Origin of the sequence: Phenylobacterium sp., from assembly GCF_044372605.1 — a bacterium.
Classification (GTDB): domain Bacteria; phylum Pseudomonadota; class Alphaproteobacteria; order Caulobacterales; family Caulobacteraceae; genus Phenylobacterium.
The window spans coordinates 1-10790 of the sequence record NZ_JBILRO010000101.1 but is presented as its reverse complement, the minus strand read 5'-3'; the positions used below and the strand labels follow the sequence as shown (position 1 = coordinate 10790).

Annotated in this window: 13 protein-coding genes; 9 read left to right on the top strand and 4 right to left on the bottom strand. The window is 65.6% G+C overall.

The features are described from left to right. Positions 1-174: 174 nt before the first annotated feature. From ACIQ42_RS09935 to ACIQ42_RS09925, 3 genes are all read left to right on the top strand, one after another. A complete protein-coding gene (locus tag ACIQ42_RS09935; protein ID WP_397422040.1) occupies positions 175-594 on the top strand; it encodes a hypothetical protein in 420 nt (139 codons plus the stop codon). Positions 595-639: 45 nt separating this feature from the next. Beyond that, positions 640-1221 carry a hypothetical protein gene (locus tag ACIQ42_RS09930; protein ID WP_397422039.1) on the top strand — a complete coding sequence of 194 codons (582 nt, stop codon included), beginning with the start codon at positions 640-642 and terminating at the stop codon, positions 1219-1221. 75 nt (positions 1222-1296) lie between these two features. After that, a complete protein-coding gene (locus ACIQ42_RS09925) occupies positions 1297-2106 on the top strand; it encodes an enoyl-CoA hydratase/isomerase family protein (RefSeq protein ID WP_397422038.1) in 810 nt (269 codons plus the stop codon). 23 nt (positions 2107-2129) lie between these two features. On the opposite strand, the gene ACIQ42_RS09920 is transcribed toward ACIQ42_RS09925, so the two are convergent. Genes ACIQ42_RS09920 through ACIQ42_RS09910 form a run of 3 tightly spaced genes read right to left on the bottom strand, consistent with a single transcriptional unit; the run spans position 2130 to position 4434 of the window. Next, positions 2130-2894: an SDR family NAD(P)-dependent oxidoreductase gene (locus ACIQ42_RS09920; protein ID WP_397422037.1), complete on the bottom strand. Its 765-nt coding sequence runs from the start codon at positions 2892-2894 to the stop codon at positions 2130-2132. Further along, positions 2891-3619 (bottom strand): SDR family NAD(P)-dependent oxidoreductase, encoded by a 729-nt coding sequence (locus ACIQ42_RS09915; RefSeq protein ID WP_397422036.1) that lies wholly within the window; start codon positions 3617-3619, stop codon positions 2891-2893. Before ACIQ42_RS09915 ends, ACIQ42_RS09920 begins: the two co-directional genes overlap by 4 nt. Before the next feature lie 2 nt (positions 3620-3621). Further along, entirely contained in the window at positions 3622-4434 is an 813-nt protein-coding gene (locus tag ACIQ42_RS09910; RefSeq protein ID WP_397422035.1) for an enoyl-CoA hydratase/isomerase family protein, read from the bottom strand. Positions 4435-4557: 123 nt separating this feature from the next. Between ACIQ42_RS09910 and ACIQ42_RS09905 the strand changes: the two genes are divergently transcribed. From ACIQ42_RS09905 to ACIQ42_RS09885, 5 genes are all read left to right on the top strand, one after another. Further along, positions 4558-5523 (top strand): alpha/beta fold hydrolase, encoded by a 966-nt coding sequence (locus ACIQ42_RS09905; protein ID WP_397422034.1) that lies wholly within the window; start codon positions 4558-4560, stop codon positions 5521-5523. Between the two features lie 2 nt (positions 5524-5525). After that, the gene (locus ACIQ42_RS09900; protein ID WP_397422033.1) at positions 5526-6323 is read left to right on the top strand and encodes an enoyl-CoA hydratase/isomerase family protein; all 798 of its coding nucleotides are present in this window, start codon (positions 5526-5528) and stop codon (positions 6321-6323) included. Positions 6324-6325: 2 nt separating this feature from the next. Then, a complete protein-coding gene (locus tag ACIQ42_RS09895) occupies positions 6326-7120 on the top strand; it encodes a glutathione S-transferase family protein (protein ID WP_397422032.1) in 795 nt (264 codons plus the stop codon). A gap of 200 nt (positions 7121-7320) precedes the next feature. Further along, complete coding sequence (locus ACIQ42_RS09890; protein WP_397422031.1) at positions 7321-8229, top strand: glutathione S-transferase family protein; 909 nt, start codon at positions 7321-7323, stop codon at positions 8227-8229. Between the two features lie 11 nt (positions 8230-8240). Continuing rightward, complete coding sequence (locus tag ACIQ42_RS09885) at positions 8241-9053, top strand: crotonase/enoyl-CoA hydratase family protein (protein ID WP_397422030.1); 813 nt, start codon at positions 8241-8243, stop codon at positions 9051-9053. 9 nt (positions 9054-9062) lie between these two features. Here ACIQ42_RS09885 and ACIQ42_RS09880 read toward each other — a convergent pair whose 3' ends face one another. Beyond that, the gene (locus ACIQ42_RS09880; protein ID WP_397422029.1) at positions 9063-9806 is read right to left on the bottom strand and encodes an SDR family oxidoreductase; all 744 of its coding nucleotides are present in this window, start codon (positions 9804-9806) and stop codon (positions 9063-9065) included. Between the two features lie 64 nt (positions 9807-9870). On the opposite strand from ACIQ42_RS09880, the gene ACIQ42_RS09875 reads away from it, so the two are divergent. After that, positions 9871-10790: TonB-dependent receptor (locus ACIQ42_RS09875; protein WP_397422028.1), on the top strand; the 920-nt coding region annotated here is incomplete at its 3' end.

The following is a 10790-nucleotide window of genomic DNA, read 5'->3' as shown; positions in this document are numbered from 1 at the left end:
CGGCGGGGTCGAGCCGGACGAAGTGTCTCTCAGGGCCTGGTTCGGCGCGGGGATCGTGGCCTGCGGCATGGGATCGGGGCTGATAACCAAGGCATTGCTGGAGGCCAGGGACTACGCCGGAATCGAAGCCAGGGTCCGTGCGACGGTAGACCTGACCCGCCGGATTCGAGGCGTATGAGGGTGCGTCTCCTGCTGCCCCTGATCGTGGTTTTCGCCGCCAGCAGCGCAACGGCGGCGGACCTGGCGTCGAAGATGATCATGGCGCTGGATGTGAACCCGGCCGCCGTGGCGTTCTGGGCGGCGGGCAACGACCCGCCGGAAGGTGAAAGCGTCTTCGCCGCAGACGCTCGGTGGACGGCTGCGGTCCAGGGTGCGCAGGCCCTGCAGGCGAAGGGCAAGCTATTGCAATCCCCCGGGATCGCCCGCGAGGGCGCCTGGTCAACCTTTGCAGAGATGATGACGCAGGTCGGGGCTGAGGGCGAGATTGCCGCCCGGGCGAAGGAAGCAGAAAAGGCTTTCGAGATCGGCGGGCGGCTCTATGACGCCTGCAACGGCTGTCACAAGGCCTATGTGCCGCGCACGCCCGGCGCTTGAGCGGCCTGCCTTATCCTCGCCGCGAAGCCGGGGCTATGGGAACCCATGCGCCTGATTGTCCTGACCGTGTTCGCCTCCCTTGCAGCCGTCGCCGCGCACGCTGATCCTGCGGATGACGCCCGCTCGGCGACAGCAGCCTGCCTGTCGGCGGTGATCGACGACGCGCCGGTTGGAGACATCGAGGCGGGCCCGATCGCGATCCGGCGCGGTACGGATCCGGTGAGCTGTACCGTTACGGTCTCGGATGGAGAGCCTGTGGTGGTGCGCGATGCGGTGATGAAAGCGATCAGCCGGCGCGCCGAATTGTTCCGACCCACCCGAGCCCGCTGGGACCCGCAAGGTTTCGCCACGCGCGAGGCCTTCTGCAACCTGTCCCTGCGTCGGAACCTGAACGTGGTTGTGTCGACGGCCAAGCCCGGCCTGCAGCCGGTATTGGTCGTAACTGTGTTCGAGGCCGCCAAGCGCGACGGGCGCTGCGATCGTGACGAGGGTATTCAGACCTTGGAGGAGAAGGAACCCGCCAGCACCACCGGCGCGCCGCCAATTCAGGAACTGACACCGAAGCCCGCAAAAGCGAAGAAGCGCTTGATACCGCGTTTGCCCTGGCCCGGGCGTGACAAGCAATAAGTCGCCGTCGGGGGCTATCCCAAAGCGGGAGTCCAACTCAGTATGGCCTAATCGGAACTCTGCGAGGAAACGGCCATGGACGCGCTCTTTGATCATCCGTGGCAGCTCGTCCGGGTGTATCGCAGCGGCGACATCGTCGAGGTGGCGATGGTCCGCACGGATGCCCGCAATGCGCTCAATCCCGCCTTGATGGAGGAACTGACCGAAGTCGCCCGGCTGTTACGGTTACGGACGGATGTTCGGGCAGTGATCCTGACCGGGACGGACCGCTATTTCTCGGCGGGCGCAGACCTGTCGAACCGCGATGTTGACGGCGCGCGCCCTGGCTTGCTGGACAATCGCCGTGCGGTCATGGCGGGCCCCGATCTCTGCCGGGCCTGGGAGGAGATTGAGGCCGTCACCATCGCAGCCATCGAGGGGTATTGCATCGGCGGCGGCGCCGCCCTGGTGGTGGCCTGTGACTTCCGGGTCATGGGCGAGGGCGCCTATCTGCGTTTGCCGGAAGTGCCGCTGGGGATGAACATGAGCTGGAGGAGCATACCCCGGATCGTGGCCCTGGCCGGGCCATCGCGGGCCAAGCAGTTCGTGATGTTTGGAGAGCCGGTCGACGCGCGCAAATGCCTCGACTGGGGGATGGCTGACGAATTGGTAGCCCAGGGCGATGCGCTGCAGGCAGCCCGGAGTTGGGCCGCCAAGGTCGCGGCTCTGCCGCCGATCCCGATCCGGATGACCAAGGAATCGGTCAATGCCGTCGCAGCGGCGACGGCTCACGCGACTTCGTTCATGGATCGCGATCAGTATCTGCTGGCCACCAGCAGTGAGGACTTCCGCGAGGGAGTCCGGGCGTTCCGCGAGAAACGTCCTGGCAAATTCAAGGGGACTTAAGCCGCTAAGGGGCGGCGTCTGCGCTAAGCGTTGCGCGCCATCAGGCCACCGTCGACGGGGATGGTGGCGCCGGTGATGAAGGAGGCCGCCGGCAGGCAGAGGCTGAGCGTCATATGGGCGACTTCCTCAGGGCGACCATAGCGGCGCAGCGCTGTGCGGCGTCGCGCATAGGTTTCCTTGTCCTTTTCGGGGATGGCGTCCGTCATGCCGGTGAGTATTGGCCCCGGACAGATGCAGTTGACGGTAATCCCCTCCGGCCCCAGTTCGACGGCAAGCGCCCGGGTCAGGCCGGTTACCGCCGACTTCGCTGCGGCATAAGGGCTGTCGCGGCTTGTCGCGCCCAGGGCCTCGGTCGAGGCGATGTTGACGATCCGGGGCGCAGCGGACTTGCGCAGGTGTGGCAGGGCGGCCCGGATCATCCGTTGCTGGGCGGTGATCAGGATGCTGAATGTCCGCGACCACACGGCTTCGTAATTGTCGGAATCAATGGCGGAAAAGCCGCCGACGCCAGCGTTGTTGACCAGGATGTCGATGCCCCCGAACCGCGCCGCGACGGCAGCGGTCACCAGTTCGATTGCCGCCGGGTCGGCCACGTCCAGGGTCCAGGCCTCGGCGCTGAAGCCGCGATGCGAAAGATCGTCGGCGACCTCGCGCACGCTCTCGGCGGCGATGTCGGTGCAGGCGACGTGGGCCCCTTCGGCGGCGAACACCTCTGCGGTCGCCCGGCCCATACCGCTGGCCGCGCCGGTGATCAGGACGACGGAGCCCGCTACGGATCGGCTGTTCACAGGGAAAGTCCTCCATCAACGATCAGGGTGTGGCCCACCACATAGGCCGCCAGCGGAGAGGCCAGCAGCAGGGCCGCGCCGGCCATATCGGCGGGGGTGCCCATCCGGCCCAACGGAATTGAACGCAAGGCACCTTCGAGCCGTTCCGGGTGCTCGGTGGTCACCTTGGTGAGCTTGGTGTCGACCAGGCCCGGCGCCAGACCGACGACGCGAATGCCCTCCCGCGCCCAGGCTTCGCCGAGGGTCTTGGTCAGGCTGATGGCGCCGGCCTTGGAGGCCGCATAGGCTGGATTGCCCCGGTTGGAGGTGTAGCCCGAAATCGAGCTGACGATGATGATCACGCCCTTTCGGTCCGAGAGCGTTGCGCGGAACTTTCGCGCGCAGTCCATCAGGCTATCGAGATTGACGGCCATCACCCGGTCCCAGCCCTCAGGTTCGAATTCGGCGCGGCGATACTGGACCGTGCCCTGGCAGAGGATCAGCACGTCGAGTGGCGCGATGGTCTCGGCTGCGGCGATCTCGGCGCGAACTCCGACGTCAACCTTGGCGTAGGCAAGGCCCGTCAGGTCAGAGCCTTCAGACCCCTCATAGTCCGTGGCATTTGCGCGCGTGCCCCAGACATGGACGTTTGCGCCGCGCTCGTGAAATCCATGAGCTATCCCGTTGCCGATGCCGCTGGAGCCGCCCACGACCAGAACCGTCTTGCCGGTGAAGTCGAGATCCATGGTCAACGTCCCTGAAACACGGCGGGCCGCTTCTCGAGGAAGCTTGCGACACCTTCCTTGTGGTCATCCGTCTGCATCAGAAGCCGGATTTTCTCGATAGCCCAGGCGCCGATCTCGCGGGGATCGCCGTAGGCGTAGCGCGTCAGCCCTGCTTTCAGATGACGTACCGCCAGCGGCGGGTTGGCGGCGATACGGGCGGCCATGGCGCGGGCGCGGGGCATCAGGTCTGCATGTGCGACCACGTCGCTCACCAGTCCGATACGCAGCGCTTCGGCGGCGTCGAATATGTCGCCGGTGAACAACAGCTCTGCGGCCTTCGCAGGTCCGACAATGGCGGGCAGGCGGTAGAAACCGCCCACATCGCAGACCAGGCCGCGCTTGACGAAGAGTTCGCCGAACTTCGCCTTGTCAGAGGCTATCCGGATATCGGCGAAGAGGGCCAACTCCATGCCCCAGCCCACCGCCGCGCCGTTCACCGCGGCGATCACCGGCTTGTCGCACTCGAGCACCGCGATGGCTGCGGGGGTCGCCTGATAGGTGACCGGCATCGGTGCCCTGGATACCGGTTTCGGGCCGGCCATGATCTCGCCTACGTCGTCACCGGAACAGAACGCCGGGTCGGCGCCGGTCACGATCACGCAGCGAACATCGGAATCAGCGGTGGCGGCGCGAAAAGCCTGCTCCAGCTCGTCGTAGGCCCGATAGCTCAGGGCATTGCGCCGTTCTGGCCGGTTGAGGGTGATTGTAGCGACATGATCTTCGAGCGAACACAGCACGCACTCGAACCCGGCGCTCTTCTCAGTCAGCGAGACCATCGGCGCTCCTCCCTTTGACCTATGGTTCGCGTCGCGCACAACAAGGTCAACCGTGACGCCGGGTCACTCTTGCCTTGGGCCCTCCGCCGGAGAAGCATGGGCAGCCCACCGACGAGGATCGCCATGCCCGAATTTCACAGGATCGACACCGGAGTTTCGCGGCTGCGCGCCGCCGTGGAAGGGGATGGCCCGCTGGTAGTGATGGTCCACGGCTTTCCGGAGAGCTGGTACTCGTGGCGCCATCAGATCGGTCCGGTGGCCGCTGCTGGCTATCGAGTCGCCGCCATCGACGTGCGCGGCTATGGCGGATCGGACAAACCCTATCCCATCGACGCCTATTCTATGGAGGCCCTGACGGGTGACGTCGTGGGCGTGGTTGAGACGCTGGCTCCCGGTGAGAAGGCGATCCTGATGGGTCACGACTGGGGTGCGCCCATTGTCTGGAACACGGCATTTACGCGGCCGGACCGGATTTCGGCGGTGGCGGGATTGTCGGTGCCGTTCACCGGCGTCCCCACACGACCCTTCACCGATATCTTCAGGGAGGCCTTTACCTCGAAAGGCATCTTCTTTTACCAGGACTGGTTCCAGAAAGTGGGTCCGCCCGAGGCCGAGGCCGAAGGCGATGTCCGCGACTTCCTGCGCAAGTTCTACTTTGGCATCGCCGGCGAAGCGCCCAAGGGCTCGTGGCCTCTGAAGGGCGTGGACTCCACCTTGCTGGATGGGATGATGGACCCGGGCGTGATGCCCGAGTGGCTATCGCCTGCCGACCTCGACTACTACGTGGAGGAGTTCGAGCGATCCGGCTTCCGGGGGCCGATCAACCGCTACCGCAACCATGAGCGCGACTTTGAGTGGCTGCAGGGTTTCAAGGGCCGCAAGCTGGATCAGCCGTCGCTGCTGATCGGTGGCGACAAGGACCCGGCCTTCACCGGCTTCGGTCGCATCGCCGATCCGGGCGCCTTGATGCGTGAGCACGCCACCGACCTGCGCGGTGTTCATATCCTTGAGGGCTGCGGCCACTGGACCCAGCAGGAACGACCTGCGGAAACCACGGCCCTGTTGCTCGACTGGCTGAGGGGACTCTGAGGATGGCGGATCTTGAACTGCGCCAGGACGGTGATGTCGTCTGGGCGACCATGAACCGGCCCGGGCGGCTGAATGCGCTCAGTCGCAACCTGGTCACGGAACTCAGGGAATTCTTCGTCGGCCTCTACTGGCGTCGCGATGTGCGGGTAGTGGTCCTGCAGGGCGCGGGTGAGAACTTCTGTGCTGGCTTGGATCTGAAGGAGCGTGGCGACCCACAGGGGTCACGGTCCATAGGCGCCGGCCTGACGCGCCAGCGCGAGATCAGTGAGATCGTGATCGCCATGCGGCGCTGCCCGCAACCAATCATCGCCTGCGTGGATGGCGCGGCTGCCGGCGGGGGATTTGCTCTGGCGCTGGCGTCGGATGTGCGGATCGCCACATCAAGCATGCGGATGAACGCCGCCTTTATCCGCATCGGTCTCACCGCCTGCGACATCGGTGTCAGCTACTTCCTGCCCCGGATGGTGGGCTCGTCCGTGGCAGCCGAATATATGCTGACGGGCCGGTTCATCGATGCTGACCGGGCCTATCAGTTGGGCCTCATCAGTCGGATCGTCGCGAAAGATCAGCTCCAGGCAGAGGCGCAGTCCTTCGTCGACGATATGCTGCACGCCACGCCGCTGGGACTGCGCCTGACCAAAGAGGCGCTGAACCATGCCATCGACGCCCAGGGCCTCGAGGCGGTGATCGCCATGGAAGATCGCAACCAGATCCTGGCCAGCTCGGACGGCGACTTTCAGGAGGGCGTGCAGGCTTTCCTGGAAAAGCGCAAACCGACGTATGCCAGGCGGGAGAGCTGACAATGATCATCCTCTACGATCACCCGCTCTCGCCCTATGCCCAGAAGGTCAAGATCGCGCTTCGCGAAAAGGGGCTGGCGTTTGAAACGCCACAGCCCGGCGGTCTGGGTGCTGGCGGCGCCCAGGGCGATTTCGTCGAAGCCAGTCCGCGGGCGGAAGTCCCGGCGCTGGTTGATGGTGATGTGAGGGTCTTCGACAGCACCATCATCCTGGAATACCTCGATGATGCTTATCCCAGCCCCGCCATGCTCCCGGCCGCACCCGGCGAGCGGGCGCGGGTGCGGATGCTGGAGGAGGTGATGGACACCCACTTCGAGGCCATCAATTGGGGGCTTTCCGAGATTCGTTGGTTCAAGCGCGCCGAGGGCGAGCTGGCCGAGACGCTGTTCGCCGCCGCCAGGGTTCAGACCGATGGGTTCTTTGCATGGCTTGAGCGGCAACTGGGCGAGCGCGAGTGGTTCAACGGCGAGACCTTTGGCTGGGGCGACCTATCGGTGGTCCCCTATGTCAATGGCTCGGTGGGTCAGGGCAATCCACCGGCGCGCGGAACGAAACTGTCGTCGTGGCTTGAGCGCGCCAATGCCCGACCCTCCGTGGCCGCCACGAACGCGGACATGGCCGCCTTGGCCAGCGCTTCAACCACCATGCCCGATGTGGCTGAACTGGTGGAAAAAGGCCTGTTCAAGCGTGAGTATCGCGATCACCGACTGGAGTGGATGATCAAATCCGGCGGCGTCGACGTGGTGCTGAAGGGCCTCGAGAGGGGGAACATCCGGTTTGCACCGCCTTTCGAGTGAACCCCATGTTGCCGCAACGGCGCCGTTGCCGCGGTGGACGGTTCGCCTGGAGCACGACAGCTTGAAGTGGATACCGGTTCAAGCGCCCGTCGTGCTCTAAACGTATGATAACGAGCCTGTTTATCCGGTTCAGATGTTTCCATCTGAACCGGACAGGCTCTAGGAGTGGGCGTACGGCGTCCAGACGGAGACCCAACCACGTGACCGACATCATTCTCCACCACTACCCGGCCTCGCCCTTCTCGGAGAAGGTCCGGCTGATGCTGGGGATCAAGGGCCTTGCATGGGCCTCGGTGGTCCAGCCGGTGATCATGCCGAAACCTGACCTGATCCCCCTGACCGGAGGTTATCGACGCATCCCGGTGATGCAGATCGGGGCAGATGTCTATTGCGACAGCCAGGTGATCCTGGCCGAACTGGAGCGGCGCTATCCGAACCCGTCGGTGGTGACCGGCGCCGACTGGGCGGTGAACCTCTGGGCGGACCGGATCTGGTTTCAGGCCAGCGTCGCCGTGATCTTCGGCGAAATCGGCGACAGTATCCCTGCGGAGTTTGCGGCGGACCGGGAGAAACTTTCGGGACGTCCTTTCGACGTCGCCGCCATGAAGGCTGCTGCGCCCTTCATGAAGCCCCAATGGCGGGCCTACGCAGCATGGCTCGAGGACGGATTGGGCCGGAGTGATTTCCTTGGCGGCGCTACGCCATCGCTCGCGGACGTGGCGGCCTGGATGAACATCTGGTGGACTGGCGCTGCGGCGCCGACCGTGGCCGATGAACTGCTGGCAGGCTTTGATCGAACCCATGCCTGGCGCGATCGCCTGCGCGCCATCGGCCACGGTCGTCGACAGGATCTGGCGTCCGCGGACGCGTTGGCTGTTGCTGCGAGCGCGACGCCCATCGCAGGACTGGAGAGCGATCCCGACGACCCTTCCGGCCTCAAGGCAGGCGACGCCGCTATCGTCCACGCCGACGACTACGGTCGTGACCCGATTGCCGGAGCCCTTGTCGCAGTAACCCGAGACCGCGTTACCCTGGCCCGGGAAGCCGGGGACCTTGGAGTTATTCATTTGCACGTACCGCGCGTCGGCTATGTCCTGACCCGCGGCTGAAGGAGAGACATATGAACGATCGAATTTCCGTAGATATCCTGGATGGCGTCGCCGACGTGCGCCTGATCCGGGCCGACAAGATGAATGCACTGGACAATGCCATGTTCGATGCGCTGATCCAGACCGGCGAACGGCTGAAGACCGAGGTAGGCGTGCGCGCGGTGGTGCTGTCAGGCGAGGGCCGGTCGTTCTGCGCTGGGCTCGACACATCCAACTTCGCGGCCATGGCGTCGGGCGAACGATCGGGCGGACAGGGATCGGCAGGTGCGCTCGTCACCGACAACCGCACGCCCGGCGGCTCAAATCGAGCCCAGCACGCGGTCATGGTCTGGCGCGAGATCCCTGTCCCGGTCATCGCCGCCGTGCACGGTGTGGCGTTCGGCGGCGGCTACCAACTGCAACTCAGCGCCGACATGCGATTTGTTACGCCGGATGCCAAGCTTTCGGTGCTGGAGATCAAGTGGGGTCTGATCCCGGACATGGCCGGCATGGCGCTGCTGCGCGGCCTGGTGCGCGACGACGTCGCCCGCGAGCTCACCTATTCGGGCCGGTTATTCAATGGTCATGAGGCGCTGGCCATGGGCCTTGCGACCCGCGTGTGCGAGGACCCGCGCGCCGAAGCTCTGGCCTTTGCGCGGGAAGTGGCGGGCAAGAACCCCGATGCTGTCCGGGCCGGCAAGCGCCTGCTCAATCTGATGGCCGACGGGGATCAGCACGCCATCCTTCTGGCGGAGAGCGTCGAACAGACGGCCCTCATCGGTTCGCCAAACCAGGTTGAAGCCGTGCGGGCCAGTCTCGAGAAGCGCGCACCAATTTTTGGATGACCGAGCTGCCTAACCGCGCCCGATGAACGGCATCTGGGTGGCCATGACCGTCATGAACTGGACATTGGCCGATAGGGGCAGGCCGGCCATGTAGAGCACGGCGTCGGCCACCGCCTGTACGTCCATGGTGGCTTCCACCTTCATGGAACCGTCGGGCTGGGGCACGCCGCGCGACATGCCGCGCGTCATCTCGGTGGCGGCGTTGCCGATGTCGATCTGGCCGCAGGCGATGTCGAAGGCTCGCCCGTCGAGGGACGTGGACCGTGTCATGCCGGTGATGGCGTGCTTGGTGGCGGTGTAGGCGATAGAATTCGGGCGCGGCGTGTGCGCCGAGATCGAGCCGTTGTTGATGATCCGTCCGCCGCGCGGATTCTGGGCCTTCATCTGGCCGAACGCGGCGCGCGTGCAAAGGAAAGTCCCGGTCAGGTTCACGTCGACTACGCGTCGCCAGTGTTCGAGGGAGTGTTCCTCCAGCGGGCCGGGCGGGGCACCCGTTCCGGCGTTGTTGAACAGCAGGTCGAGGTGACCAAACCGGTCCCGGGTCGCGGCGAACAAGGCTTCGACGCTGTCCGGGTCTGCCACGTCCGTGGGATGGGCCAAAGCCTGGCCGCCTTCCGCCAGACCCATGGTGGCCTCCAGCGCCTCCGAGCGGCGTCCCGCCAGGGATACCGACCAGCCGGACTTCAGTAGCGCCAGGGCCACAGCGCGTCCGATCCCGCTCCCCGCACCGGTGATTATGGCGACCTTCGTCATTGCGCTCTCCTCCAAGGCTCTTTAGCCCTCGGCCCCCACGTTCATACCAGACCTTCGAGTTGTCATGCCCGAACTGCCCCCGCCACCAGTAGGTGAAGTCGAGATCGTGGTGGTCCATCCGCCGCGGCTGGCCCCGCTCGGCGGCGACGCGGTGTTCAGCGCCGTACAGATCGGGACGGAGATCCTCAAGACCGAAACCCGGCTGGATGAGGCCCTCAAGAGCACGCCGGGGGTCTCGCTCTTTCGCCGGACAGGCAGTGGCGCAGCCAATCCGACGACGCAGGGGCTATCACTCCGCGCCATCGCGCCGTCGGGCGCCGGTCGGGCGCTGGTGACGCTGGATGGTGTTCCGCAGAATGATCCCTTCGGCGGCTGGGTGATCTGGAGCGGCCTGCCACCCGAAGGGCTGGACGGCGCCAGCATCGTGCGCGGGGCAGGAGCAGGGCCTTACGGCGCAGGCGCGTTGACCGGAGTGGTAGCGTTGCAGGAACGAGGCATCGGCGGCGGGCTCGCCGCGCTGGACGCTTCGGCAGGCGCGCGCGCGAGTTACCGCGTGGCGATCTCCGGCGGCTTACCGGGCGTGCTGGTGACGGCAGCGACGTCGCGCACAACCGGCTATTTTGTTGTGCGAGGGCCGAGACAGGGCGCTGCCGATCAGCGGCTCGACACAAAGGACGCCAGCGTCGCGGTGCGCGCACAGCACCAGATCGGCGACGTTCAGGTCGCCCTACGCGTGCAGGCGTTTCGCGTGCAGCAGGGCGCAGGCCTGGTTGGCGCACGGTCGGTTTCCACCGGCGAGGCCTTGAGTCTCACCCTTGCCCAGCCGGCGTCGGAAGGTGTGGGCGGGTGGCGGCTACAGGGGTGGGCCCGGGGCAGCAATCTCAGAAATAGCTCCGTCGCGGTTGCTGCGAACCGGGCGAGCACAACCCTCGCCAACGATCAATACGATACCCCGGCTCTTGGCTACGGTCTGAATGGCGCGTG

What these genes read in the sequence shown, in the direction of transcription:
- ACIQ42_RS09935 (WP_397422040.1), top strand. Translation starts at nt 175, where the DNA reads ATGAGGGTGCGTCTCCTGCTGCCCCTGATCGTGGTTTTCGCCGCCAGC.
- ACIQ42_RS09930 (WP_397422039.1), top strand. Translation starts at nt 640, where the DNA reads ATGCGCCTGATTGTCCTGACCGTGTTCGCCTCCCTTGCAGCCGTCGCC.
- ACIQ42_RS09925 (WP_397422038.1), top strand. Translation starts at nt 1,297, where the DNA reads ATGGACGCGCTCTTTGATCATCCGTGGCAGCTCGTCCGGGTGTATCGC.
- ACIQ42_RS09915 (WP_397422036.1), bottom strand. Translation starts at nt 3,619, where the DNA reads ATGGATCTCGACTTCACCGGCAAGACGGTTCTGGTCGTGGGCGGCTCC.
- ACIQ42_RS09910 (WP_397422035.1), bottom strand. Translation starts at nt 4,434, where the DNA reads ATGGTCTCGCTGACTGAGAAGAGCGCCGGGTTCGAGTGCGTGCTGTGT.
- ACIQ42_RS09905 (WP_397422034.1), top strand. Translation starts at nt 4,558, where the DNA reads ATGCCCGAATTTCACAGGATCGACACCGGAGTTTCGCGGCTGCGCGCC.
- ACIQ42_RS09900 (WP_397422033.1), top strand. Translation starts at nt 5,526, where the DNA reads ATGGCGGATCTTGAACTGCGCCAGGACGGTGATGTCGTCTGGGCGACC.
- ACIQ42_RS09895 (WP_397422032.1), top strand. Translation starts at nt 6,326, where the DNA reads ATGATCATCCTCTACGATCACCCGCTCTCGCCCTATGCCCAGAAGGTC.
- ACIQ42_RS09885 (WP_397422030.1), top strand. Translation starts at nt 8,241, where the DNA reads ATGAACGATCGAATTTCCGTAGATATCCTGGATGGCGTCGCCGACGTG.
- ACIQ42_RS09880 (WP_397422029.1), bottom strand. Translation starts at nt 9,806, where the DNA reads ATGACGAAGGTCGCCATAATCACCGGTGCGGGGAGCGGGATCGGACGC.